This window comes from Nocardioides hankookensis, assembly GCF_042658885.1.
GTDB classification, from domain to species: domain Bacteria; phylum Actinomycetota; class Actinomycetes; order Propionibacteriales; family Nocardioidaceae; genus Nocardioides; species Nocardioides hankookensis.
Genome location: NZ_JBHSRJ010000001.1, coordinates 27795 through 52644, shown reverse-complemented (window position 1 = coordinate 52644; position 24850 = coordinate 27795). Strand labels below are relative to the sequence as shown.

Sequence of the window (24850 nt, the reverse complement as noted above, 5' to 3'; positions counted from 1 at the left end):
GTTTGTTAGTACGTCGAGCATGCTGACCGGGTGACGACGGCGGCGGGGACGGCGCGGGTGCCCCAGGAGGAGCGCACCCGGCTGATGCGGGCCCGGTTGCTGGAGGCGACCGTCGACTGCCTGGTCGAGCGCGGGTTCGCCGGCACGTCGACCACGCTGGTCTCCGAGCGCGCCGGGGTGAGTCGCGGCGCGCAGCTGCACCACTTCCCGACCAAGAACGACCTCGTCGTCGCCGCGGTCGAGCACCTGACCGAGAAGCGGGCCACCGAGCTCGCCGCCGCGGCCGAGGCGCTGCCCGACGGTCCTCGGCACACCCGGGCGGTGCTGCAGGTGCTCGCCGACCACTTCGCCAGCCCTGTCTTCGCGGCCGCCCTCGAGCTGTGGGTCGCCGCGCGCACCGACGAGGCGCTGCTCGTCACGGTCGCGCCGTTCGAGCAGCGGGTCGGGCGCGACACCCACCGGCTCGCGGTCGACCTGCTCGGTGTCGACGAGTCGGTCCCCGGCAACCGGGAGCTCGTGCAGGCGACGCTCGACCTGGTGCGCGGCCTCGGCCTCGCCAACACCATCACCGACGACACCCGACGCCGCGAGCGGATCCTCGACCGCTGGGCCGACGTACTGGAGAAGGAGCTGTCATGACGCTGCTCGACGACCTGCTCGACGACCTGCACGCCGAGGGCGACCTGCTGTGGACCGCCGTCGCCGGCCTCGACGCCGAGGCCTGGCGGACGCCCACCCCGGCCGCGGGCTGGACCGTCGCGACCCAGGTCGCGCACCTGCTCTGGACCGACGAGGTCGCGGTGCTCGCCGCGCAGGCGCACACGCCGGAGGGCAAGGAGGCCTGGGACGCGCTGGTGCTGGAGGCGATCGCCGACCCGACCGGGTACGTCGACCAGCAGGCCTTCGAGGTCGCCCGGCTCGCGCCCGAGGCCCTGCTCGCGCGCTGGGGCAAGGCACGCGACGCGCTGCCGGCCGCGCTGCGGTCGGTGCCCGACGGGCAGAAGATGCCGTGGTTCGGCCCGCCGATGTCGCCGACGTCGATGGCGACGGCGCGCTTCATGGAGACCTGGGCGCACTCGCTCGACGTGTACGACGCCCTCGGCGTCGAGCCCGAGCGCAGCGACCGGGTCCGGCACGTCGCGCACCTCGGCGTCCGCACCCGCAACTTCGCGTTCTCCGTCCACGAGCTGCCGCCGCCGGCCGAGGAGTTCCGCATCGACCTGGTCTCGCCGTCCGGCGAGCAGTGGACCTGGGGTCCGGAGGACTCCGGCCAGACCGTGACCGGCTCGGCGTGGGACTTCTGCCTGCTGGTCACCCAGCGCGTGCACCGCGACGACACCGACCTCGTGGCGAGCGGCGCGGACGCCGAGCAGTGGCTGACGATCGCGCAGGCCTTCGCCGGTCCGGCTGGGGACGGGCGGCCGCAGAAGTGAGGATCGGCAACTGCTCCGGCTTCTACGGCGACCGGCTGGCCGCGATGCGCCAGATGCTGGAGGGAGGCCAGCTCGACTACCTCACCGGCGACTACCTGGCCGAGCTGACGATGCTCATCCTCGGCCGGGACACCATGAAGAATCCGTCGCTGGGCTACGCCAAGACGTTCGTGCGCCAGGTCGAGGACTGCCTCGGTCTCGCGCTCGAGGGCGGCGTGAAGATCGTGAGCAACGCCGGGGGGCTCAACCCCGCCGGTCTCGCCGACCGGCTCCGTGAGGTCGCGAAGGGGCTCGGGCTCGACCCCGCGATCGCGCACGTCGAGGGCGACGACGTCCGGGCGCTCGACCTGCGTCCGGGCGCGCTGACCGCCAACGCCTACCTGGGCGGCTTCGGCATCGCGGCCGCGCTGAACGCCGGCGCCGACATCGTCGTCACCGGCCGGGTCACCGACGCCTCGCTGGTCGTCGGACCGGCCGCGGCCCACCACGGCTGGACGCCCACGTCGTACGACGAGCTGGCCGGCGCCGTGGTCGCCGGGCACGTGCTGGAGTGCGGCACCCAGGCGACCGGCGGCAACTTCTCGGGCTTCAAGACGCTGCCGCACGACGGCCTGCCGCTCGGCTTCCCGCTCGCCGAGATCGCGGCCGACGGCTCGAGCGTGGTCACCAAGCACGCCGGGACGGGTGGCGCGGTCACCGTCGACACCGTCACCGCGCAGCTGCTCTACGAGATCCAGTCGACGCGCTACCTCAACCCCGACGTCACCACCCTCCTCGACTCTGTCGAGCTGGCGCAGGTCGAGCGCGACCGGGTGTCGATCACGGGCGTCCGCGGTGAGGCACCGCCCGAGCGGCTCAAGGTCTGCGTCAACGAGCTGGGCGGCTTCCGCAACACGGTCGAGCTCGTGCTGACCGGCCTCGACATCGACGCCAAGGCCGACTGGGTGCGCGAGCAGCTGACCCCGGCCCTCACGGCGAGCGACGTCAGCTGGACCCGCACCGCGTTGCCGCCCGCCGACGCCGACACCGAGGAGGGCGCGTCCTGCCTGCTCCGCTGCACGGTGAAGGACGTCGCCGCCGACCCGGTCGGGCGCAGCTTCACCGGTGCGGCGGTCGAGCTCGCCCTCGGGTCGTACCCCGGCTTCACGATGACCGGTCCGCCCGCCGCCCCGACGCCGTACGGCGTCTACCGCGCGGAGTACGTCGACCGCTCGGCCGTCACCCACACCGTCGTGCACGCCGACGGACGACGCGAGGTGGTGGCCGACCCGACCGAGTTCTCGGAGACCGACCCGCGCGAGGGGCTGCGGCCCTCGCCGTACCCGGCACCGCTCGACTCGCTGACCCGGCGGGCCCCGCTCGGCTCGTTCGTGCACGCCCGCTCCGGCGACAAGGGCGGCGACGCCAACCTCGGGCTGTGGGTGGTGCACGACGGCTCGGAGAAGTACGCCGAGCGCGTCACCTGGCTGACCAAGCTGATCACGCCGCGCAAGGTGCGCGAGCTGCTGCCCGAGGCCGCCGACCTGGACGTCGAGGTGCACGTGCTGCCCAACCTCGGCGGCGTCAACGTGCTCATCCGCGGGCTCCTCGGAGACGGCGTCGCGGCGTCGACCCGCTTCGACCCGCAGGCCAAGGGGCTCGGCGAGTGGATGCGCTCGCGGGTCGTGCACGTGCAGGAGGGCCTGCTGTGACCGAGCTGAAGCAGCTGGGCGCGGAGTTCGTGCGCCGCGAGGTCGCGCCGCACCTCCAGGAGTGGGAGGACGCGGGCGAGGTCCCGCGTTCGGTCCACCTGGCCGCCGCGAAGCAGGGCCTGCTCGGCATCTCGTTCCCCGAGGACGTCGGTGGTGAGGGCGGCGACGTCCTCGACACTGTGGACCTGCAGGAGGGGATGTTCGAGGCCGGGGCGTCGTCGGGATTCATGGCGGCGCTCTTCACCGGCGGCATCGCGCTGCCGCACATCGTCGCGGCGGCCGAGAACGGGCAGAGCACGGACCTGATCGACCGCTTCGTCCGGCCGACCCTCGCCGGCGAGACGATCGGCGCCCTGGGCATCACCGAGCCCGGTGGCGGATCCGACGTCGGCGGCATCATCACCACCGCCGTCCGCGATGGCGACCACTATGTCGTCAACGGCGCCAAGACCTTCATCACCTCCGGCGTGCGCGCCGACTTCGTGACCACGGCGGTCCGCACCGGTGGCCCGGGAGCCGGCGGTGTCAGCCTCCTCGTGGTCGAGAAGGGCACGCCCGGCTTCACCGTCGACCGTGGCCTGCGCAAGATGGGCTGGCACTGCTCCGACACCGCCGAGCTGTCGTACGTCGACGTGCGGGTGCCGGTCGCCAACCTGGTCGGCGAGGAGAACTCAGGCTTCCTGCAGATCGCAGCCCAGTTCGTGGTCGAGCGGCTGGCGCTGGCCGTGCACGCCTACGGGATCGCCGCCCGCTCGCTCGACCTGACGGCGGCGTACTGCCGCGACCGGGAGACCTTCGGCAAGCCACTGATCAGCCGGCAGGTGGTGCGCCACCAGCTCGTCGAGATGCGCCGGCAGGTCGAGGTGGCGCGCACCTACACGCGCGAGGTCGCACGCCGTCACTCGCTCGGTGAGAACGTGATCGCCGAGGCCTGCCTGGCGAAGCAGACCGCGGTCGACTGTGCGACGTACGTCTGCGACCAGGCCGTCCAGCTGCACGGCGGGACGGGATACATGCACGGGACCGAGGTGGAGCGGCACTACCGCGACGCCCGGATCCTGCCGATCGGAGGAGGGGCCAGCGAAGTGCTGACCGATCTCGCAGCCAAGCTGCTGGGCTACGCGTCATGACGAACAGAGAAGCGATGCTCGAGAAGCTCGCCGACCTCGACGCCGAGCACGCCAAGGCGGTCGCCGGGGGCGGTGAGCGGTCCGTCGAGCGGCACCACGGTCGCGGCAAGCTGCTGCCCCGCGAGCGCATCGAGCTGCTCGTCGACGAGGGCTCGGCCTTCCTCGAGCTCTCGCCGCTGGCCGGCTGGGGCTCGGACTTCGCTGTCGGCGCGAGCGTCGTGACCGGCATCGGCGTCATCGAGGGCGTCGAGTGCATGATCACCGCCAACGACCCGACGGTGAAGGGCGGTGCCTCGAACCCGTGGACCGTGAAGAAGATCTTCCGGGCCTCGCAGATCGCCGAGGAGAACGGGCTGCCGACGGTCTCGCTCGTCGAGTCCGGTGGGGCGGACCTGCCGACCCAGAAGGAGATCTTCATCCCGGGCGGCAAGCTCTTCCGTGACATCACCCGCGCGAGCGCGCGCAAGGAGCCGACGATCGCGCTGGTCTTCGGCAACTCGACCGCGGGCGGTGCCTACGTGCCCGGCATGTCCGACTACACGGTGATGGTCCGCGAGCAGGCCAAGGTCTTCCTCGGCGGTCCGCCGCTGGTGAAGATGGCGACCGGCGAGGAGTCCGACGACGAGTCGCTCGGCGGGGCCGAGATGCACGCACGGACGTCGGGCCTCGCCGACTACCTCGCCGAGGACGAGCTCGACGCGATCCGGATCGGGCGGCGGATCGTCGCGCGGCTCAACTGGCGCAAGGGTCTCGACACACGCCGCTCGTCCCTCGCGGCGCACTCGACCACCGAGAGCACGTACGCCGAGCCCGACGAGGACCCCGAGGGTCTGCTCGACCTGATCCCGACCGACCTCAAGGAGCCGTTCGACCCGCGCGAGGTCATCAGGCGCATCTGCGACGGCGTCTCCGAGACGAACGGGGCTGTGTTCGACGAGTTCAAGCCGCTCTACGGACCGTCCCTGGTGACCGGGTGGGCGCGGCTGCACGGGCGGCCGATCGGCATCCTCGCCAACGCCCAGGGCGTGCTCTTCTCCCAGGAGGCGCAGAAGGCGACGCAGTTCGTGCAGCTCGCCAACCAGACCGACACGCCGCTGCTCTTCCTGCACAACACCACCGGCTACATGGTCGGCAAGGAGTACGAGCAGGGCGGCATCATCAAGCACGGCGCGATGATGATCAACGCGATCAGCAACTCGACCGTGCCGCACCTCAGCGTGATCATGGGCGCGTCGTACGGCGCCGGCAACTACGGCATGAACGGCCGCGCCTTCGACCCACGCTTCCTCTTCACCTGGCCGTCCGCGAAGTCGGCCGTGATGGGCCCGGCCCAGCTCGCCGGCGTGCTCGAGATCGTCGCCCAGCAGTCGGCCGAGTCGAAGGGCCAGCCCTTCGACGCCGAGGGGTTCAAGGCGATCAAGGAGGTCGTCGAGGCGCAGATCGCGGAGCAGTCGATGCCGCAGTTCCTCTCCGGGATGCTGTACGACGACGGCGTCATCGACCCGCGCGACACCCGCACCATCCTGGCCATCTGCCTGTCCGTCATCGAGAACAAGCCGATCGTCGGCACCGACCGATTCGGGGTGTTCCGTCCGTGATCACGAGACTGCTGGTCGCCAACCGCGCCGAGATCGCGAGCCGGGTCTTCCGGACCTGCCGCACACTCGGCATCGAGACTGTGGCGATCCACTCCGACGCCGACGCGGCGCTGCCCTACGTGCGCGAGGCCGACGCCGCCGTACGCCTGCCGGGGAACGCACCTGCCGAGACCTACCTGCGCATCGACCTCGTGCTCGACGCCGCTCGCCGCTCGGGCGCCGACGCGATCCACCCGGGCTACGGCTTCCTCTCCGAGAACGCCGACTTCGCCCGCGCCGTGATCGACGCCGGCCTCACCTGGGTGGGGCCGACACCGGAGTCGATCGACGCCATGGGCTCGAAGATCGAGGCCAAGCGGATCATGCGCGAGGCCGGCGTACCCACGCTGGAGGCGCCCGCTGAGCCGACCGAGGCCGACCTCCCGCTGCTGGTGAAGGCGTCCGCGGGTGGCGGCGGCCGCGGCATGCGCGTCGTACGCCGACTCGAGGACCTCGCCGGCGAGGTCGCCACCGCCGAAGCCGAGGCGCTGTCGGCCTTCGGCGACGGGACCGTCTTCGTCGAGCCGTACGTCGAGAACGGGCGCCACGTCGAGGTCCAGGTCGTCGGCACCACCGTCTACGGCGAGCGGGACTGCTCGCTCCAGCGCCGCCACCAGAAGGTGGTCGAGGAGGCACCCGCGCCCGGCCTCAGCGACGACGTGCGAGCGGCGCTGCACGATGCCGCACGGAAGGCTGCCGAGGCGGTCGACTACCGGGGCGCCGGCACGGTCGAGTTCCTCTACGACCCGGCCACCGAGCGGTTCTTCTTCCTGGAGATGAACACCCGCCTCCAGGTCGAGCACCCGGTCACCGAGCTGGTGCACGGCGTCGACCTGGTCCAGCTGCAGATCGCGGCCGCGGAGGCTTCCGGGGTTTCGAGGCCCGCTGCGCTCGCACCTCAACCGCCGGAAGGGCACGCGATCGAGGTGCGGCTGTACGCCGAGGACCCGGCCGCGGACTACCAGCCGCAGAGCGGCGTGCTGTCCACCTTCGAGATCCCCCTCGAGGAGGGCATCCGGGTGGACGCCGGCTTCGAGTCGGGCAGCGAGGTGTCGACGCACTACGACGCCATGCTGGCCAAGGTCATCGCCTACGCGCCGACCCGGGAGGCCGCCGCCCGCAAGCTCGCCGGTGTGCTCAGCCGCGCGAGGATCCACGGTCTGGTCACCAACCGCGACCTGCTCGTCTCGGTCCTGCGCGAGCCGCGGTTCATCGCCGGCGACGTCTCGACCGCCTTCCTCGATGGTTTCGAGACGGGACTTCGTCCCTCCTCGACCACCGAGGCGGTGGCTGCTGCCATTGCACTGGCCGAGCGGGCCAAAGAGGCGCGGACCGTCCAGCGCGGCGTCCCGGTCGCCTGGCGCAACGTGGTCTCCCAGCCGCAGCGCACGGTCTTCGAGGAGGCGACCGTCGAGTGGTACGGCGACCGCGACGGCTACGTCGTCGAGGGCCACACGGTCGTGTCCGCGAGCCCGACGAGGGTCGTCCTCGAGACCGACGGCGTCCGGACGTCATACGAGGTGGCTGCGGGGGCGACCGGCTCGTATGACGTCGACAGTGCCCGCGGGCACGTGCGGCTGACGCGGGTGCCGCGGTTCGTCGACCCCGCCGACGCGGTGGCGAGCGGCAGCCTGCTGGCGCCGATGCCCGGCACGGTCGTCCGGGTCGCGGTCGAGTCCGGTCAGGCGGTGAGCGCCGGTGACCCGGTGCTCGTCCTCGAGGCCATGAAGATGCAGCACGCCGTGAGCGCGCCGTACGCCGGCGTCGTCACGGAGATCAACGTCGAGGCCGGGGCGCAGGTCGCCGCCGGTGAGGTTCTGGCAGTAGTGGAGGAAGCAGAGTGAGCACGTTCAGCGAGACCGAGGAGCGCCAGGAGCTGCGGAAGGCCGTGGCCAAGCTGGCCGGCAAGTACGGCCGCGAGTGGTTCACCGAGAAGGCACGCGCCGGCGAGAAGACCACCGAGCTGTGGCTGGAGATCGGGAAGAACGGCTACCTCGGCATCAACATCCCCGAGGAGTACGGCGGCGGTGGCGGCGGCATCGGCGACATCGCGGCCGTCTGCGAGGAGCTCGCCGCGCAGGGCTGCCCGCTGCTGCTGATGGTCGTCAGCCCCGCGATCTGCGGCACGATCATCAGCAAGTACGGCACCGAAGAGCAGAAGCAGCGCTGGCTCCCGGGCATCTGCGACGGCACCTCGACGATGGCCTTCGCGATCACCGAGCCCGACGCCGGCACCAACACCCACAACATCACCACCACCGCCCGGCGTGACGGCGACGAATGGGTGCTCAACGGCCGCAAGATCTACATCTCCGGCGTCGACGAGGCCGACAACGTGCTCGTCGTGGCGCGGGCGGAGGACGCGAGGACCGGCAAGGTGAAGCCGGTGCTCTTCGTCGTGCCGACGGACTCGGAGGGCTTCGAGTACAAGCACATCCCGATGGAGATCGTCAGCCCCGAGCTGCAGTTCCAGGTCTTCATCGACGACGTGCGGCTGCCGTCCGACGCCATCGTCGGCGACGAGGACGGCGGCCTCGCCCAGCTCTTCTCGGGGCTCAACCCCGAGCGGATCATGGCCGCGTCGTTCTCGACCGGCCTGGCGCGCTACGCCCTCGGCAAGGCCACGTCGTACGCCAAGGAGCGCGTGGTCTTCAAGGACGCCATCGGTTCGCACCAGGCCGTCGCGCACCCGCTCGCCCAGGTGCACATCGAGACCGAGATGGCCCGCCTGATGACGCAGAAGGCCGCGGCCCTCTTCGACGCCGGCGACGAGTTCGGCGCCGGCGAGGCCGCCAACATGGCGAAGTACGCCGCCGCCGAGGCCGCCTGCAACGCCGCCGACGCCGCCGTCCAGACCCACGGCGGCAACGGCATCACGCAGGAGTACGGCGTCGCCGGGCTGCTGGTCGCCACCCGGGCGGGCCGGATCGCCCCGGTCAGCCGCGAGATGATCCTCAACTTCGTGGCGATGCACTCGCTGGGGCTGCCCAAGTCGTACTGACCGGTCAGGAGCCCCAGATCGCGGCCACCCACTCGGGGTGGTCGATGAACGGGTTCCGGTTGTGCTGGTACGTCGTGTAGATGACGTCGTTGCGCGTCTTCTCACGAGCGTCGGGCGGGTCGGCCTGGTTCCAGGCCTTCAGCACCGAGAGCCGGCCCAGGAACGCGGTCGACCCGTTGACGGTGTCGTTGACCTCCAGGTCGGCGAAGCCGTCGCCGCCCTCGTAGCGGATGGCCATGTAGAAGACCATCCGCGCCACGTCGCCCTTCACCGCGTCACGGGGCTCGAACGAGTCGGCGTCGCTCCAGCAGTCGGTGCACTGCGCGACCGCCGTGCCGCCGTTGTCGAAGTCCTTGTTGCTCCGGGTGCCGTTGACCGTCACGTCCTCGGGGCGCAGGTGGTGCAGGTCGGTGCCGGGGCCGGCGGAGGTGCCGAAGTCGCCGTGGCTCTGCGGCCAGACGTGCTCGCGGTTCCAGTCGTCGACGCCGCCGCCGTTCGACGACTTCGGGACCGAGCGGCCGGAGTAGAACTCGATCACGTTGCTGCTGTTGGCGGGGTCGGCGTCGGTGACCTTCAGTGCGTCCCAGACGCCGGCGTACGAGAGCTTCGTCTGGTCGTCGATGATGCCGTGCAGCGCGGTGCGGAGCGCGGCGCCCGTCTTGCCGATGGCCGGGGCGTAGTAGGTGCCGTCGTACGGCCCGCTCGTCGTGGTGGCCGTCGGTGTCGGGGTCGGGGTCGGGGTGGGCGTCGTCGTGGTCGACGCGAGCGCGAACGCCGTCGTGCCGGTCATGCCGGGGTGCGAGAAGTACGCGCCGAGCGCACCCGTGACGTCGATGCGGGTGCCGAGGAGGCCGGGGTTGGACTTGAGCCCCCATGCCGACCGGAAGGCCGACGGGATCTGGACGTAGAGCATGTTCGACGTGCTGGTCTGGCTCGCGGAGTCAGCGATCGCGAGCGCGTAGTCGTTGGGGTAGTTGCTCGTGACGACCGTGCTGGTCGCCGTGGGCTGGCCCACGACGTACCCGCGCACGGTCTGGGTGCCGCTGTTGGAGGAGATCGCGGAGGCGACGGTGATCGGTGTCGCAGCGTCGGCCGAGGACGGCCGGAGCACGAGCAGCATCGCGGCGACGACCGTGAGGACGGCGGCCGCGACGCCGACGACGGCGACGGGTCCGGCGGAGCGTGGGGGGTGGGCAGGGCGAAGGGTCCCGAGAGTGGATGCCATGCCGACATCCTGCGGCACCGCGCCCGGTCTTGCCAGAGTCGAACATGTGTTCGATCATGGGCGGGTGATCCTGCACGCCGACCTCGACGCGTTCTTCGCCTCGGTCGAGCAGCGCGACGACCCGCGGCTGCAGGGACGGCCGGTCATCGTCGGCGGCGGGGTCGTGCTGGCGGCGAGCTACGAGGCGAAGGCGTACGGCGTGAAGTCGGCGATGGGCGGTCGCCAGGCCCAGCGCCTGTGCCCCGACGCCCTCGTCGTGCCGCCGCGCTTCACGGCGTACGTCGAGGCGAGCCGCGCGGTCTTCGAGATCTTCGACGACACGACGCCGCTGGTGGAGGGCATCTCGATCGACGAGGCGTTCCTCGACGTCGGCGGGCTGCGCCGGCTGGTCGGCGACCCCGAGACCATCGGCGCCGCGCTGCGCGCCCGCGTGCGCGCGGAGGTCGGGCTGCCGATCTCGGTCGGCATCGCGCGCACCAAGTACCTCGCCAAGGTCGCGAGCGCCGTGTCCAAGCCGGACGGGCTGCTCCGGGTGCCGCCGGACGGTGAGCAGCAGTTCCTGCACCCGCTGCCGGTCGAGCGGCTCTGGGGCGTCGGCGCGATCACCGCTGCCAAGCTGCATGCCGACGGGATCCGCACCATCGGCGAGCTCGCGCGTCGCGAGGAGGTCGAGCTGACCGCGGCCGTGGGCAAGGCGGCCGGGCGGCACCTGTGGGCGCTGGCCAACCTGCGCGACCCGCGCCCGGTCGAGGTCGGCCGGCGGCGGCGCTCGATCGGCTCGCAGGCCGCGATCGGCCGGGCCGGGCGCGCGAAGAGCCGCGAGGAGCTGGACGCGCTGCTCGCCGGGCTGGTCGACCGGGTCGCCCGGCGGCTGCGTGGAGGGGAGCGGATCGGGCGGACCTTCACGCTGCGCCTGCGGTTCGACGACTTCACCCGGGCGACCCGTTCGTCGACGATCCCGCGGTCGACGGCCTCGACCGCGACCTGGCTGGAGACCGGGCGCGGGCTGCTCGACGTCGCCTGGCCGCTGATCGAGGAGCGCGGGTGCACGCTCCTCGGGATCACCATCTCCGGCCTGGTCGACGCGAGCGGCGAGGAGCAGCTGGAGCTGCCGCTCTTCGCGGCCGAGACCGCCGCGGGCAGCCTCGACCTCGCGCTGGACCGGGTGCGCGACAAGTTCGGGTCGAGCTCGGTGAAGCGGGCCGTCCTCGTCGGCCGCCACGCCGGCCTCGAGATGCCCACGCTGCCCGACCCCGGACCGCCCACCCACCGTCCCCGCCCGCGTCTACGCTGACCGCCATGTCCAACCCGATCGAAGAGCACGCCCCCGAGGTCGCGGCCGCGCTCGCCGCCGTCGGCGCCGCGCGCACCGCCCTGGACATCGATCTCGACGACCCGCGTGTGGAGAACTTCGCCGACCAGTTCGGGGTCGACGTGTCGGTGATCGACGACGACTTGCGCCGCCGCTTCCTCGAGGCGACCGGGCCGACGGCCTTCGAGGTCGCCCAGACGATCTACGTCGACGACTACTGGCCGCGGATCGCCATCGTGTCCGGCGAGGTCCTCGGTGGCACCTGGGGCGGCGGCGAGCTCGGCGAGCCGACGGAGCTGTGGCCGCTGATCGAGGAGTTCATGCGGCAGGTGGCGCGCCTCGACACCCTCGACCCGGTGCTCACCGAGCTGGTGCGGCTGCGTGGTGCCCGTCAGCACGAGTGCCGGCTGTGCCGCTCCCGCCGGTCGGTGGCCGCGCTCGAGGCCGGTGCCGACGAGGCGACGTTCGAGGCCGTCGACGCGTACGCCGACAGCGACCTGCCGCCGGCGTACAAGGCCGCGCTCGGCCTCACGGACGCGATGATCTGGACGCCGTACCTCGTGCCGGACCAGGTCGTCGAGGACGCGCAGGCCCACCTGGCGCCCGAGCAGGTGGTCGAGGTGGTGCTCGACGTTGCCCGCAACGCGGCCAACAAGATCGCCGTCGCGCTGGGCGCGGACGCGGCGACCGTGACCGACGGGGTCGAGCTGTTCAGCACCGACGCCGACGGCAACCTGACGGTGGTGCCGCCCGAACCTCGGTAGCGTGTGCGGGTGGGCAAGGTCATCGACGGCGCCGACCGCGCCCAGCAGCGTTGGTCGGTGCTGGGCTATCCGGTCGCGGTGATCTACAAGTACTTCGACGACCAGGGCAACTACCTCGCCGCGATCATCACCTACTACGCCTTCATCGCGATCTTCCCGCTGCTGCTCCTCGGGTCGTCCGTCCTCGGCTTCTTCCTCGAGGGCAACTCGGACCTCCAGCAGGACCTGCTCGACTCGGCGCTCGCCCAGTTCCCGATCATCGGCGACCAGCTCGGGCGGCCCGAGGGTCTCCAGGGGTCGGTGACGGTCGTGATCATCGGTGGTCTGGTGGCCCTCTACGGTGCGATGGGCCTCGGGCAGGCGCTCCAGAACGCACTCAACATCGCCTGGTCGGTGCCGCGCAACAGCCGGCCCAACCCGATCCTGCTGAGGCTCAAGAGCCTCTTCCTGCTCCTCACGGCGGGCATCGCCGTGCTGACGATCTCGGTGCTCTCCACGCTGGCCGCCAACACCGAGGTGCTCGGCGAGACGGTGTCGTCGTACAAGTGGCCGATCACCCTGCTCACGGTGGTGATCAACACCCTCGTGCTCACCGCGCTCTTCCGGGTAGGGGCGGCGCGCAGCCACAACATCTGGCGCGGCTCCATCCCGGGAGCCATCACCGCCTCACTGCTCTGGATCGGGCTCCAGAAGATCGGCACCGTCTACGTCACCAACGTGATCGGCGAGACCGTCGGGATGAACCAGACCTTCGCGTTGGTCCTCGGTCTGATCGGCCTCATCTGGCTGACCGCCGCCCTCGGCGTCCTCGGCATCGAGGTCAACGTGGTGCTCGAGCGGCGGCTGTGGCCGCGGGCGCTGCTGACGCCGTTCACCGACAACGTGGAGCTGACCGAGGCGGATCGGCGCGCCTACATCGGATATGCGAGAGCCCAGCGCCACAAGGGGTTCGAGACCGTCGAGGTCACGTTCACAGACACGCAGAAGCTGCGCATCGTCCAGGCCGAGCCGGACGACGACGCCGATCACGCGTCGTAGTGCACCAGGTGCGACCAGGCGGACGACCACGAGCCGACCGGGCCGGCGCAGACCCAGATCCCGGCGCCGACCTCCTCGTTGTCGGCGCCCGCCGTGTTGCGCAGGCGGGCCTTCAGCTCGCAGCCCTCGAAGGCGCCCTCCGGCGAGCCCTGGAGCACCGCGACGACGGGTAGTGCGTCGTCCGGCGGCGGCCCCCAGGCCCGGTAGCCGTTGTGGCCGCTGTAGACGGGCAGGCCGACGTCGTACCAGGACATCGCCCCGGCCTCGCCGTAGTTGCTCGTGAAGACGATCGCCGTACGTCGCTGTTCCGGCGGCAGGTCGTCGACCACGGCTCGGACCTGGTCGGTGTAGTCGGGCCACCCGATCGTGTCGAGCTGGACGTCGTTCATGTCCGCCCAGACCGAGCCGGCGAACGTCGAGGCGGGCACCGCCGGGACCACGGCCGGGTAGGCGACCGCCGCCGACGCGACCAGGACGGCACCGGCGATCGTGACCCTGCGCGTCGACCAGCGCTCGGCGAGGTCGGTGCAGCCCGCGGCGATCAGCGGCGGAACCAGGCCGGCGAGGTAGTAGCCCTTGCCGCCGGTCACCAGGAAGACGACCAGCACGACGAGGAAGGCGATCGCCAGCGGCCGGAGACGGACCCAGTCGGGTCGGCGTAGCAGCCGGACCAGGCCGTAGACCCAGAGCACGCCGATCACGGGGCTGAACATCACGAAGGCCTGCGCCACGAGACCGATCCGACCGCCGAGGCCGCCGTACTCGTCGGCGATGTCGGCCGAGAGGTCGAGGACGGGCCAGTCGTGCTGCGCCTGCCACACGAGGTTGGGCACCCACATCGCCAGGGCGACCAGCCCGGCGATCCAGGGCCACGGCGTGCGCAGCACCGGCCGCGTCTCGCGGACCAGGGCGACGCCGACCAGGATCCCCAGCAGGCAGAAGACGACGGCGTGCTTGTTGTTCAGGCCGATCCCGGCGAGGACTCCCGCGAGCAGCCACAGCCGCGGGCGCTCGTCCGCGAGGGCCTGCGCGACCACGACCAGGACGGCCGTCCAGAAGAGCAGGTCGAAGGTCGCCGTCGAGAGCATGTGGCCGAGCCCGAGCACCAGCGCGGAGAAGGCGACCGTGACCGCGGTCAGCACCTGGCCGGCCCGCCGCGCACCGAGCAGCCGCGCGAGCTGCACCGACAGGAGCACGACGGCCGCGACCGCGAGGACGCTCGGGATGCGCAGCACGACCAGCCCCGACGGAGCGACCAGGTCGGCGAGCCCACCGAGCATCGGGGTGAACGACGGCTGGTCGGGATAGCCCCACGCGAGGTGCTGCCCGGCGACGACGAAGTAGAGCTCGTCGCGGTGCGGTCCGTAGCGCGGCGCGAGCAGGACCAGCGCCACGGCCTGCAGCACGACGACCGCGGCGACCTCACGGACGGCGTACGGCGCGCGACTCACGCACCCATGGTGGACCTCAGGCGGTCAGTCTGTCGCGCAGCTCAGCGAGGAGCAGGTCGTCGAGCCCGAGGCCGTCGCGCAGGTAGCCGTCGACGGAGCCGTAGAGCTCGTCGACCGCGTCGTACGCCGTCTGCAGGTAGGACTCCTCGACGAGCATCGTCGGCTCGTAGACGGCTTTCTTCTCCGCGCCCAGGTGCTCGGCCACCAGCGCGAGGTACTTGGTGCGCGTCGCCGACGAGAACGTGTTGGTGAGCAGGTAGTCGGCCATGATCGTGGCCCGGTCGACCCCGGCGATCTCGAGCAGCAGCGCGGCCGCCCAGCCGGTGCGGTCCTTGCCGGCCGTGCAGTGGAAGAGCTGCGGCAGCGGGCCGGTCGCGAGGTCGGTGAGCAGTGCGGCGTACGACGCACGCGCCTCGGGGGCGCGCACGAACACGTCGTACACCTGGCGCATCACGCGGACCGCGGCGTCGGCGTCCTCGAGGCCGGAGATCATCTCCATCGGGATGCCGGAGACCTCGACGTGGTGCCAGACGGCGCCCGGCACCTCGACGTCGGGGTGCGCCTCGATCTCCATCTGGCCGCGCAGGTCGTGGATGCGGGTGACCCCGAGGTCCGCGAGCACGCCGGCGTCGGCGGAGCTGAGCTGGAGCTCGTTGGAGCGGAAGAAGGCGCCGCGCCGGACCCGACCGCCGTCGACCGTCGGGTAGCCCGGGCCGGTCCCGGCCACGTCGCGGAAGTTGTCGGCCGACGCCAGGCGCACCAGCTCGTCGGGGACCGTCGTGTCGCTCACCCGCGCAGCATAAGGGTGGTCCAGATACGTCCGGCTTTCCGGGATGTGAACGCTCGACCTCGCCTACCGTGCCGGACATGTTGCGCAAGCTCATGGCCGTGCTGGCCGCACTCGCCGTCGCGACGGGCCTGACCGTCGCCGTCACCGCGATCACGTCGGGCGCCGACGCCAAGGCGGTCCTCCCCGCCCACGGCAACTACTCCGGCGTGGACCACGCCGGCCGCGTCGTCACCTTCAGCTTCTCGGGCAACTACATGTCCCACCTCACGATCAACCACCACACGATCGGCGGGGCCCACGTGGCCGGCGCCGCGTGGCACGAGACCTGCCACAACGGCTTCTGCACCCGGGGCACGTGGACCACCGACACCCACGTGGCGGGCTCGTGGCGCACCGGCGGCGGCCACTGGACGCACTTCTCCGCGTCCGTCGTGCCGTCGCTGCGGCCGTACGCCGGGCCGTACATGGGGCGCGACCACACCGGGCTGGCGATCCACCTGACCTACGGCAGCAGCATGATCCACGGCTTCAAGCTCGACCACAGCGTGCGCGGCAACATCGCGGTCCACAACGCCAAGTTCGACACCTGCCTCAGCTCGATCTGCGTCAAGGGTCACTGGCAGTCCGACTACGAGGTCGTCGGCTCGTGGCGCCCCGTCCACGGCTCGCACTGGGTCTCGTTCGAGGCGTACGCGTACGCACCCTGAGCTCACCGCAGCGGCACGAACCGGTAGCGCCCGTGCCGGCTGACGCGCACCTCCCCGGCGGTGCGCTCGATCAGCAGCATCTCGCCGGCCACCGGCAGCACCATCCGCGCCTCGTCGGCGAGCTGCGAGACCAGCTCGGTGGGGAGGGCGGCCGCCTCGGCGGACACCAGGACCCGGTCGTACGGCGCCGCTGACGGGTCGCCCAGCGTGCCCGGAGCGGCCGGGTCGATCCGCGCCCACGGCCACTCGCCGTGGCCCAGGTTGGCGCGGCCGAAGGCGACCAGGTCGGGCTCGAGCTCCAGCCCTCGTACGCTGCCGTCCGGGCCGACCAGGTGGGCGAGCAGGCCCGTCGTCCAGCCGGAGCCGGAGCCGACGTCGAGGACCCGGTCACCCGCACGGACGTCGAGCAGCCGCAGCATCGCCTCGACCGTGCGCGGCTGGGAGTTCGTCTGCCCCCTGCCGATCGCGATCGGACCGTCGTACCCCGAACGCTGCTGCTCCCGGATCGGCAGGAACCACTCGCGCGGCACCGCCGCGAACGCGTCCGCGAACCGGTCGCCGTCCATCTGCCCGAGTCTTCCACCGATCTGCTGACGCGGGGGCCTGCGATCCGTCACACTCTCGCCGTGATCAAGATCGAGGGTCTTTTCGGGATCGTCACGCTCGCCCTCTGGGTCTTCTGCCTGGTCGACTCGATCGGTAGCCCCGCGGACCGGGTCCGCAACCTGCCCAAGGTCGCGTGGGTCATCATCATCCTGCTGTTCCCGTTCGTCGGCTCGATCGCCTGGCTCGTCGTCGGTCGGCCGAAGTCGACCAACGCCCGCCGCTCGGCGTACGAGCGCGAGCAGCCGGGCTTCCCGGAGTACGACCGCCCCGGCCGCGCGGCCGCCGTCGACCCCGAGAAGGACGCCGAGTTCCTCCGCGGCGTGCGCGAGCGCGCCGAGGCGCAGCGCAAGGCGTACGACGAGCAGAAGAAGCGCGAGCGCGAGGCCGACGGCACTGCCGACGGCGCGTCGTAGGGGGACGCGGCTAGGGGGTGGAGCCGATGCCGCCCGACGTGCGCTCCGTCCCGCGGGGCTCGGCCGGGCGCGGGCGGAAGCGGTCCTTCAGCCGCAGGAACCGGCGCTCGACCAGTTCGTAGGACAACGTCGCCGCAGCGACGGTGGCGAGCACGTTCCAGGGCCATTCGTGGAGCACGATCACCGGATCGATCGGGCCGTTGCGCACGAACAGCCCCTGCCACAGGTAGATGCCGTAGGAGATCGTGCCCAGGTAGAGGATCGGTTGGACCTCGAGCAGGCGCACCGGCCACGAACGCTGGTTGCCGCACACCCACAGCAGCAGCAGCGCGATCGCCAGCCGCTGGATCTCCAGGTAGTTGGCGTCGATCCACAGGCTGTCGGACAGCAGGGGGGCGGCGATGGCGGCGATGCTGACCACGAGCGTCACGGGCGTGTGCGCCACGGCCCGCACCACGCGGTGCCCGGGCCGAGCGCAGACCAGGAGCGCCAGGATGCAGCCGATCAGGATCGCGTCCGCGGCCGGCAGGAAGTAGCGGTCGACGTAGTGGTTGAGGTCGGCGGGCGGGTAGGTGCGCCACCACCAGGAGGCGCAGACGCCGGCGATCGCCAGGGGCAGCGCGATGCGCCGTCCCCAGACCATGACGAGCGGCCACAGCACGTAGAACTGCTCCTCGACCGCCAGTGACCACAGGTGCGAGGTCTCCCGCGCCAGCGCGGGGAACGGCGCGTAGTTCGTGAGGTAGAAGCCGCCGGCGACCAGGGCCTCCCAGGGGACTGTCGCCCAGCCCAGGACGCCGAAGGCGGCGACCGCGATCAGGTACAGCACCAACGCTGGGTAGAGACGCAGCACCCTCCGTCCCCAGAACCGCCAGACGCTCCGGTCCCCGGAGTTCATCAACAGGCCGGTGATGAGGAACCCGGACAGGACGAAGAACATCGTGACCCCGTCGGCCCACTTGTGGCCGAGGTGGGTCGAGATGGTCGCTGCCACGGCGATGGCACGCAGCCCGTCGAAGCCGGCGATGCGACCCCGTCCGGGGACCACCACGGGCTCGTCCTTCATGCGCAGCACCCTAGGGCACGGCTCCGGGACGCTTCGGAGGGAGCGGGACGAACATCGAGGTGCGGGCGGCGTACTCGGGGTAGCCGGGGCGCTTCATCATGGTCCGCTCGAGCAGGCGGGCGCCGGTGATCCAGACGAGCCAGACCGTCATCGCGACCGGCGAGAGCAGCGAGGCCAGCCCGGCGAGCCAGCCGGAGGCGAGCCCGCCGGCGAGCCAGATGCCCCACCAGAGGCAGGCGTCGCCGAAGTAGTTGGGGTGCCGGGACCACGACCAGAGGCCGCGGTCCATGACGGGGCCGCGGTCGGGGTCGCGCTTGTACGCCGCGAGCTGGGCGTCGCCGACGGCCTCGACGACGACGCCGACGACCCAGACGGCGACGCCGAGCCAGACGGCCCACGACCAGTCGAGCCCGGCGACGGCGGCGGCCTGGAGCGGGAGCGAGACCAGCCAGACGGCGGCGCCCTGCACCAGGAAGACCCGGCGTACGGCGACGCCCATGCCGACCTCGGGCAACGGACCGCCGAGGACGGCCAGGTAGCGCGGGTCCTCGCCGTGGCTGCGGGAGCGCGTGAAGATGTGGGAGGAGAGCCGGCCGGCCCACACGCCGACCAGCACGACGAGCACCCAGCTCTGCCAGGTGCCGGAGAAGGCGGCGCAGGCGAGGGCGACGACCAGGAGGGCGATGCCCCAGGCGGTGTCGACCACGGAGACCCGGCCGACACGCGCGGCGACCAGGGCCGTCACGGTCATCACGACCACCGCTGCTGCCAGCGAGAGGCCGGCGACGAGCAGGAAGTCAGGCAACGGGTCGCTCCATCAGGATCTGGTCGACGCCCATCCTGCCGTCCCGGAAGGCCATCGAGCCACCGACCAGGTAGAGCCGCCACGCCCGCACGACCTCCTCGCCCATCAGCGCGGTGAGGCGGTCGAGGTGGGCGTCGAAGTTCTCGAGCCAGCCTGCGACCGTGTCGACGTAGTGCTCCCGCAGCGCCTGGACGTCGCGTACCTCGAGCCCCCCGGCCTCGAGGTACGCCACCGTCTCACCGAGCGGTCGCATGTGCATGTGCGGCGCGATGAACGCCTCGATGAACGGCCCGCCGCCGGGATGGCGCCCGCCGTTGCGGCCCTGGCGCGACATCTGCTGGACCAGCACCCGACCGCCGGGGCGCACGGCGCGGTGCAGGACCCCGGCGTACGTCGCGTAGTGGCGGCGCCCGACGTGCTCGCCCATCTCGAGTGAGCCGACCGCGTCGAATCCGGTTTCGGGGATCTCGCGGTAGTCCTGCACCCGGATCTCGACCCGGTCGGTGAGGCCGCGGTCGGCGATCCGCTTGTCGATGAACGCCTTCTGCTCCGACGCGATGGTCACGCCGGTGACCGTCACGCCGAAGTGCTCGGCGGCGTGCAGCGACAGCGAGCCCCAGCCGCAGCCGACGTCGAGCATCCGCATGCCGGGCTGGAGACCGAGCTTGGTGCAGACCAGGTCGAGCTTGGCGTGCTGGGCCTCCTCGAGCGACATCTCCAGGGAGCTGTAGTAGCCGCAGGAGTAGGCCATCGACGGGTCGAGGATCAGCTCGTAGAACTCGTTGGAGAGGTTGTAGTGGTCCTTGGCGGCGCGGACCTGCGACGGCGGGGTGCGCGGCGGCCGGCCGAGGGCGCCGATGCCGCCGGCGGTGCGGACGGCGCGCGCGACCGCGGTCAGAGACGGTCGGCGCCGGGGAAGCCCACGCTCCCTCGCGACGGCGAAGGCATGCGTCAGCGCCTGGTCGAGGTCGCCGGGGACGTCCAGCTCGCCGGTGACGTAGGCCTGCGCGGCTCCGAGCTCGCCCGGGTGCCACAGCAGCCGGCGTACGGCGTCCGGCGAGCGCAGCGCCACGACGGGTGCGTCGACCGGGCCGGCGGCAGAGCCGTCCCAGGCCTCGAGGCGCACGGGGAGGTCGCCACCGACGAACGGCGCGAGCGCCTCGGCCAGCGCGGGTGCGACGGGCCTCATCCGGCCGTCCGCTCCAGCAGCACCTGCTCCACGTCCAGGTAGCCCGACGCGAAGCCGGCCCGCGAGTAGCAGAGGTAGAAGTGCCACATCCGCAGGAACGTCTCGTCGAAGCCGAGCCGGCGCACCTCGTCGGCACGCTCGAGGAAGGTGTCGTCCCACCGGCGCAGCGTCTCGGCGTAGTCCTGCCCGAACGCCATCCGGTCGGTCACCCGCAGCGAGGTGTGCTCGCGGGTCACCTCGTCGATCGCCTGCGCGGAGGGCAGGAAGCCGCCGGGGAAGATGTACTTGTTGATCCAGGTGAAGCTGCCGCGCGTCGCCAGCATCCGGTCGTGCGGCATCAAGATCGCCTGGATGCCGGCCCGGCCGCCGGGGGCGAGCAGGCCGTCGATGGTGGCGAAGTACGTCGGCCAGTACTCCGCGCCGACGGCCTCGACCATCTCGACGCTGAGCACGGCGTCGTACTCGCCGTCGACGTCGCGGTAGTCGCACAGGTCGACCTGGACGCGGTCGGTCAGGCCGGCCGCCTCGATCCGCTGGCGGGCCAGGGCCTGCTGCTCGGAGGAGAGCGTCACCGACCGGACGGTCGCACCGCGCGCGGCGGCCCGGATCGCGAGCTCGCCCCAGCCGGTGCCGATCTCGAGCACCCGGGTGCCCTCGCCGACCTGCGCGACGTCCAGCAGCCGGTCGATCTTGCGCAGCTGGGCCTCGCGGAGGTCGCCCTCGGGGTCGCCGTCGAACCAGGCGGACGAGTAGCTGAGCGACTCGTCGAGGAAGAGCCGGAAGAGGTCGTTGGACAGGTCGTAGTGGTGCGCGATCAGCTCGCGGGTCTGGTCCTTCGTCGTGCGGTGCGCCCGGGGCATCCGGTGCTGCACGAGCGCGCGCAGGCGCTGCAGCGACCGTGGGACCAGGTCGGCGACGTCCGCCGCGAGCACGGTGAGGAACGGCGTGAGGTCCTCGGCGTCCCAGGCGCCGGTCAGGTAGGCCTCGCCGAAGCCGATCAGGCCGTCGCGGCCCAGGCGCTCGAAGAACTCGTCGGGGCGCAGGACGGTCATCTCCGGCCCCCCGAGGCCGTGCGCCTCCCCGTGCAGGTGCACGGTGACGGGGAGCCGGCGGATCGCGGAGAGGAAGAGGCGGCGGGCGACGGCGGCGGAGATCGCGGTGCGCGGTCCGCCGGGTACGGCGTCGAGGCCGGGCCAGGCGCCGGGGGTGGGTCGGGTCGGGGTGAGTGTCACCGGACTCCCTCCTGGTGGTGGTCGGGTCGGGGGCGGATCGGGAGCCGGCGGAGCCAGAGCGCGATCCCGTGCAGGCGGATGAGCAGTGCGCCCCGGAGCGCGGCCGGCGCCGCACGCAGCGGCCCGGTGTCAGCGCGGTGCCCAGTGAGCGACGCGCTGAATCGCGCGCCGTCGTCGGTGGTCAGGTTGACGCTGACGACCAGCTCGTCGCCGGGCACCGGCACGACGAGCTCGTAGGTGCCGTCGGTGCCGTGGAACGGCGAGACGTACATCTGCTTGGGGGTCGTGGCCCGGCCCCGCTCGTCCGGGTGGACGAGGTAGGCGTGCCGGTCGCCGTACGTGTTGTGCACCTCGACCACGACGCAGGGCTCTGTCACTCCTGGGCTGGACTCGGGGGTCACCCAGAAGACGCTGATCGGGTTGAAGCAGAAGCCGAACGCCCGCGGCTGGGCGGCCATCAGGACGCGTCCGGCGCCGAGCTCGACGTCGTGCAGGCGCAGGAAGGCGGCGAGGTTGTCACGGATCGTCCGGTCCGGGTCGCCGAGGTGGTCACGGGCCTCGAAGGTCCCCAGGACACCGTGGTCGGGGAGCTCGTCGAGGTCGACCAGCCAGGTGTGGGAGTGGTGGGTGAAGGACCGCTTCCACGGCTGGCGGCGGGTGTGCCGGATCGTCGTCGCGTAGAGACCGGTCGGGGTGGGCGGCTGGGGCTCCCCCCATCCGAACCCCAGCCGCTCAACGGCGGCCAGGCCCGAGCGCGCGCCGTCCTCGTGGAAGCCCCAGCCGTGGTAGGCACCGGCGAAGGCGATCCGCGTCGTGTCGATCTCGCCCAGGCGGGCCTGGGCGGCGACCGAGTCGGGCGTGTAGAGCGGGTGCTCGTACTCCATCCGGTCGATGACGGTCGCCGGGTCGACCAGGTCCTCGCCGCCGAGGGTCACCAGGTAGTGGGTGTCGGTGGGCAGTCGCTGGAGCCGCGTCAGGTCGTAGGTGACGGTGACGCTGCCCTGACGGCCAGCGGAGTCGTCGACCGGGCGCCGGAAGTTCCAGGACGCGCGGGCCCGCTCGGCCCGGGGCAGCACCGACGTGTCGGTGTGCAGGAGGGCGACGTTGCGCGAGTAGGGGAGCGCGGTGAGCACGTCGCGCTGCGCGGTGGTCGGCTCGGCCAGCATCGCCAGGGCGTGGCTGGGGTGCGTCGCGACCACGACGCCGTCGTACGTCGAGACGACGCCGTTGCCGTCGGTGACCTCGACACCGCCGTCGGTCTCCAGGACGGAGGTCACCTTGGTGCCGGTGCGGACCTCGGCGAGCGCTGCACCGACCCGTTCGACGTACGTGCGTGAGCCGCCGGTGACGGTGCGCCACTCGGGCGAGCCGAAGACGCCGAGCATGCCGTGGTGGTCGAGGAACGTGAAGAGGTAGCGGGCGGGGTAGTCGAGCGCGACCGTCGGGTCGCAGGACCACACCGACGCGACCAGCGGCTCCATGAAGTGCCGCTGGAAGTACGGCGAGAAGCCGCCGTCGTCGAGGAACGACCGCAACGTCTGGTCGGCTCCCTCGCTCCTCATGAGGCGGCGGGCGCGACGGTGGAAGCGCGGGACCTCGGTGAGCATCCGGAGGTACGCCGCCCGGCCCAGGTTGCGGTGGGTCGGGAAGAGCCCGCGCAGGCCGAGCGCACCCGCCCACTCCAGGCCGGTGGCGTCGTCGCGGGTCGAGAGCGACATCTCCGAGGGCTGGGTGGCGACCCCGAGCTCGCGGAAGAGCCGCAGCAGGGTCGGGTAGGTGCGCTCGTTGTGCACGATGAACCCGGTGTCGATCGCGAGACCGTCCACCTCATGGGTGTCGGCGTGCCCGCCCAGCCGGTCGTCGGCCTCGTAGAGGGTGACCGACGCCGTCCGGGACGCGACGTACGCGGCCGTCAGCCCGGCCACGCCGGAGCCGACGACGGCGATCCGTCGTGGACCTGCGGTCATGCCTTGTCCCCGAAGTCGAAGAGCGCGATCGGCTTCGTGGTCGGGTGGTCGGACCCGCCCTCGGGCTCGACGGTGATGCCGGCGCCCTGGGCGGTGGCGGCGTTGCCGGTGAGCAGCACCGTCTGGTCGGCCTTGACCGGCATCAGGCCGGCGGAGACCATCCCGCTGACCGGCTGGTCGAGCCAGAGCTGGTAGACCATGCCCTTCGGCGGCGGCGGCATCTTCTCGGTGACGATGACTGCCTCGCCGAGCGAGTCGGAGTGGGTGACGGTCGCCTTCGCCCCGCCCGGGAAGTCGAGCGACGAGCTGCGGGCGTCCGCCGCCGTGAGCACGGCGTCGGTCGCGGAAGGCGTCTCGGACGTGGAGTCCTGCCAGGGCTGCTGCCACACGACCGTCGCGCCGGCGCCCAGGACTACGACCGCGGCCGCCGCGGCCAGAAACCGGGCGCCACGTCCCTGACGACGGTGCGGCGCCGACGAAGCAGGCGTCGACGAGGGGGCCTCCGGCGGGAGCGGCCGGACGGTGGCGATGCCGGCGAGCACCCGGTCGCGCAGTGCGGCCGGCGGCTGGGCGGACGCCGTCTCGGCGAGCAGGCCCGCCGCCTCGCGGAGGCTGGCGACCTCGTCGCGGCAGTCGGCGCACTCGGCGAGGTGCCGCTCGAAGGCGGCCCGTTCGAGGTCGTCGACGGCGTCGACGGCGTACGCGCCGACGAGGGCGTGGATGTCGTTCGGCGTGGTCATGAGCCGACCCCCATTGCATCGCGGAGACGGATGAGCCCGTCTCGTATCCGTGTCTTGGCGGTGCCGACCGGCAGGTCGAGCATGGTCGCCACCTCCGTGTGGGTGTAGCCACCGAAGTAGGCGAGGCCGATGGCCTCCTGCTGCACCTCGGTGAGGGTCTTGAGCGCTGCGCGGACGCGGTGCGCCTCGAGCGAGGCCTCGACCGCCTCCGCGGTCGTGTCGCTCTCGGTGGGCTGGTGGCCCTGGTGGTACGTCGTGTCGCGGCGGGTCGAGGCCTCCGCCGACCGGACCCGGTCCACCGCCTTGCGGTGCGTGATGGTCAGGATCCAGGCGAACGGGCTGCCCCGGTCGGGGTCGTAGCGACCCGCGGTGCGCCAGATCTCCAGGAGCGCCTCCTGGGTGACCTCCTCCGCCTGCGCCGGGTCGCGGACGACCCGGAGTGCGAGGCCGTACACGCGGGGGGAGATCGCGTCGTACAGCACGGCGAAGGCGGCCTCGTCGGCCCGTCCGGCCCGCCGGAGCAGGTCGGAGAGGTCGGGTGACGCGCCCGGAGCCGCGCCGGGGGCGCCGTCAGCTGACGGATGCCCGGTGCTCACCGGTCGGAGGTGATCCATGTCGATGGTCCTTGCCCACGCGTAGTCGGTCGGGAGTGG

At 72.0% G+C, this 24850-nt stretch carries 23 protein-coding genes; 12 read left to right on the top strand and 11 right to left on the bottom strand.

Features of this window, described 5'->3' with window-relative positions; all coding sequences use genetic code 11:
- The first annotated feature begins 30 nt into the window (after positions 1 to 30).
- From ACFPYL_RS00220 to ACFPYL_RS00190, 7 genes are read left to right on the top strand one after another with little or no spacing between them, the layout of a single operon-like run.
- Positions 31 to 639, top strand: a complete 609-nt coding sequence (locus ACFPYL_RS00220) for a TetR/AcrR family transcriptional regulator (RefSeq protein WP_379149167.1) — start codon at positions 31 to 33, stop codon at positions 637 to 639.
- Positions 636 to 1433 (top strand): TIGR03084 family metal-binding protein, encoded by a 798-nt coding sequence (locus ACFPYL_RS00215; protein ID WP_379149165.1) that lies wholly within the window; start codon positions 636 to 638, stop codon positions 1431 to 1433. Before ACFPYL_RS00220 ends, ACFPYL_RS00215 begins: the two co-directional genes overlap by 4 nt.
- The gene (locus tag ACFPYL_RS00210; protein ID WP_379149163.1) at positions 1430 to 3124 is read left to right on the top strand and encodes an acyclic terpene utilization AtuA family protein; all 1695 of its coding nucleotides are present in this window, start codon (positions 1430 to 1432) and stop codon (positions 3122 to 3124) included. Before ACFPYL_RS00215 ends, ACFPYL_RS00210 begins: the two co-directional genes overlap by 4 nt.
- Positions 3121 to 4254, top strand: a complete 1134-nt coding sequence (locus ACFPYL_RS00205) for an acyl-CoA dehydrogenase family protein (RefSeq protein ID WP_379149161.1) — start codon at positions 3121 to 3123, stop codon at positions 4252 to 4254. Before ACFPYL_RS00210 ends, ACFPYL_RS00205 begins: the two co-directional genes overlap by 4 nt.
- Entirely contained in the window at positions 4251 to 5852 is a 1602-nt protein-coding gene (locus ACFPYL_RS00200) for an acyl-CoA carboxylase subunit beta (protein ID WP_379149159.1), read from the top strand. Before ACFPYL_RS00205 ends, ACFPYL_RS00200 begins: the two co-directional genes overlap by 4 nt.
- Positions 5849 to 7735, top strand: coding sequence for an ATP-binding protein (locus tag ACFPYL_RS00195; RefSeq protein WP_379149157.1), 1887 nt, complete (start codon positions 5849 to 5851; stop codon positions 7733 to 7735). The genes ACFPYL_RS00200 and ACFPYL_RS00195 overlap by 4 nt, the downstream gene beginning before the upstream one ends.
- On the top strand, positions 7732 to 8892 hold the full coding sequence (locus tag ACFPYL_RS00190; protein WP_379149155.1) for an acyl-CoA dehydrogenase family protein: 1161 nt from the start codon (positions 7732 to 7734) through the stop codon (positions 8890 to 8892). The genes ACFPYL_RS00195 and ACFPYL_RS00190 overlap by 4 nt, the downstream gene beginning before the upstream one ends.
- 4 nt (positions 8893 to 8896) lie before the next feature.
- Here ACFPYL_RS00190 and ACFPYL_RS00185 read toward each other — a convergent pair whose 3' ends face one another.
- Positions 8897 to 10117, bottom strand: coding sequence for an endonuclease (locus tag ACFPYL_RS00185; RefSeq protein WP_379149153.1), 1221 nt, complete (start codon positions 10115 to 10117; stop codon positions 8897 to 8899).
- Between the two features lie 64 nt (positions 10118 to 10181).
- Here ACFPYL_RS00185 and dinB point away from each other — a divergent pair, with 64 nt between their 5' ends.
- The 3 genes from dinB to ACFPYL_RS00170 are packed head-to-tail and all read left to right on the top strand — an operon-like array spanning position 10182 to position 13231.
- On the top strand, positions 10182 to 11411 hold the full coding sequence (gene dinB, locus ACFPYL_RS00180; RefSeq protein ID WP_379149151.1) for a DNA polymerase IV: 1230 nt from the start codon (positions 10182 to 10184) through the stop codon (positions 11409 to 11411).
- Positions 11412 to 11416: 5 nt separating this feature from the next.
- Positions 11417 to 12193: a carboxymuconolactone decarboxylase family protein gene (locus ACFPYL_RS00175; protein WP_379149149.1), complete on the top strand. Its 777-nt coding sequence runs from the start codon at positions 11417 to 11419 to the stop codon at positions 12191 to 12193.
- 9 nt (positions 12194 to 12202) lie between these two features.
- A complete protein-coding gene (locus ACFPYL_RS00170; RefSeq protein WP_379149148.1) occupies positions 12203 to 13231 on the top strand; it encodes a YihY/virulence factor BrkB family protein in 1029 nt (342 codons plus the stop codon).
- On the opposite strand, the gene ACFPYL_RS00165 is transcribed toward ACFPYL_RS00170, so the two are convergent.
- Positions 13219 to 14682, bottom strand: coding sequence for an ArnT family glycosyltransferase (locus tag ACFPYL_RS00165; protein WP_379149146.1), 1464 nt, complete (start codon positions 14680 to 14682; stop codon positions 13219 to 13221). The genes ACFPYL_RS00170 and ACFPYL_RS00165 overlap by 13 nt on opposite strands.
- A gap of 16 nt (positions 14683 to 14698) precedes the next feature.
- Positions 14699 to 15472, bottom strand: coding sequence for a tyrosine-protein phosphatase (locus ACFPYL_RS00160; protein ID WP_379149144.1), 774 nt, complete (start codon positions 15470 to 15472; stop codon positions 14699 to 14701).
- A 77-nt stretch (positions 15473 to 15549) separates the two neighbouring features.
- Between ACFPYL_RS00160 and ACFPYL_RS00155 the strand changes: the two genes are divergently transcribed.
- Positions 15550 to 16179 carry a hypothetical protein gene (locus tag ACFPYL_RS00155; RefSeq protein ID WP_379149142.1) on the top strand — a complete coding sequence of 210 codons (630 nt, stop codon included), beginning with the start codon at positions 15550 to 15552 and terminating at the stop codon, positions 16177 to 16179.
- 2 nt (positions 16180 to 16181) lie between these two features.
- Here the strand turns inward: ACFPYL_RS00155 and ACFPYL_RS00150 are convergent, their stop codons facing one another.
- Positions 16182 to 16745, bottom strand: a complete 564-nt coding sequence (locus ACFPYL_RS00150; protein ID WP_379149140.1) for a protein-L-isoaspartate O-methyltransferase family protein — start codon at positions 16743 to 16745, stop codon at positions 16182 to 16184.
- A 60-nt stretch (positions 16746 to 16805) separates the two neighbouring features.
- Between ACFPYL_RS00150 and ACFPYL_RS00145 the strand changes: the two genes are divergently transcribed.
- Entirely contained in the window at positions 16806 to 17198 is a 393-nt protein-coding gene (locus ACFPYL_RS00145) for a PLD nuclease N-terminal domain-containing protein (RefSeq protein WP_379149138.1), read from the top strand.
- A gap of 10 nt (positions 17199 to 17208) precedes the next feature.
- On the opposite strand, the gene ACFPYL_RS00140 is transcribed toward ACFPYL_RS00145, so the two are convergent.
- The 7 genes from ACFPYL_RS00140 to sigK are packed head-to-tail and all read right to left on the bottom strand — an operon-like array spanning position 17209 to position 24811.
- On the bottom strand, positions 17209 to 18264 hold the full coding sequence (locus ACFPYL_RS00140) for an acyltransferase family protein (RefSeq protein WP_379149136.1): 1056 nt from the start codon (positions 18262 to 18264) through the stop codon (positions 17209 to 17211).
- Positions 18265 to 18274: 10 nt separating this feature from the next.
- The gene (locus ACFPYL_RS00135; RefSeq protein WP_379149134.1) at positions 18275 to 19069 is read right to left on the bottom strand and encodes a DUF1295 domain-containing protein; all 795 of its coding nucleotides are present in this window, start codon (positions 19067 to 19069) and stop codon (positions 18275 to 18277) included.
- Positions 19062 to 20258 carry a class I SAM-dependent methyltransferase gene (locus tag ACFPYL_RS00130; RefSeq protein ID WP_379149132.1) on the bottom strand — a complete coding sequence of 399 codons (1197 nt, stop codon included), beginning with the start codon at positions 20256 to 20258 and terminating at the stop codon, positions 19062 to 19064. Before ACFPYL_RS00130 ends, ACFPYL_RS00135 begins: the two co-directional genes overlap by 8 nt.
- Positions 20255 to 21490, bottom strand: coding sequence for a class I SAM-dependent methyltransferase (locus tag ACFPYL_RS00125; protein WP_379149130.1), 1236 nt, complete (start codon positions 21488 to 21490; stop codon positions 20255 to 20257). Before ACFPYL_RS00125 ends, ACFPYL_RS00130 begins: the two co-directional genes overlap by 4 nt.
- A complete protein-coding gene (locus tag ACFPYL_RS00120) occupies positions 21487 to 23457 on the bottom strand; it encodes an FAD-dependent oxidoreductase (RefSeq protein WP_379149128.1) in 1971 nt (656 codons plus the stop codon). The genes ACFPYL_RS00125 and ACFPYL_RS00120 overlap by 4 nt, the downstream gene beginning before the upstream one ends.
- Entirely contained in the window at positions 23454 to 24197 is a 744-nt protein-coding gene (locus ACFPYL_RS00115) for an anti-sigma factor (RefSeq protein WP_379149126.1), read from the bottom strand. The genes ACFPYL_RS00120 and ACFPYL_RS00115 overlap by 4 nt, the downstream gene beginning before the upstream one ends.
- On the bottom strand, positions 24194 to 24811 hold the full coding sequence (sigK, locus tag ACFPYL_RS00110) for an ECF RNA polymerase sigma factor SigK (RefSeq protein WP_379149125.1): 618 nt from the start codon (positions 24809 to 24811) through the stop codon (positions 24194 to 24196). The genes ACFPYL_RS00115 and sigK overlap by 4 nt, the downstream gene beginning before the upstream one ends.
- Between the last annotated feature and the right edge of the window lie 39 nt (positions 24812 to 24850).